Source organism: Mesorhizobium sp. f-mel, from assembly GCF_053850215.1.
Genome location: NZ_JBSPTO010000104.1, coordinates 1 through 217 on the forward strand (window position 1 = coordinate 1; position 217 = coordinate 217).

At 59.4% G+C, this 217-nt stretch carries 1 pseudogene; it reads right to left on the reverse strand.

From position 1 onward, the window contains the following. A pseudogene (locus ACWUKX_RS31090) lies at positions 1-217 on the reverse strand (calcium-binding protein); the annotation flags it as partial.

Genomic DNA, 217 nt, shown 5'->3' on the forward strand with positions numbered 1-217 from the left:
GAGGCTGCGGTGAGCGAGAGATGTGGGGAAAGCGTGGCGAATTGTGTTTGAGCTGCGCCGCCGATCCCGTCGCTGTCGAAGGAGAGCGCCCCAGTCGAACTGTTGTAGATGATATGATCGGAACTGTCATGCGCGGCCCTACCGGCAAAGAAAGCGTCCGATGAAAGCCCCCCCGACTTAAGCCCGGCAAAAACGGCGTCGTCGAGGTGGATCTTGT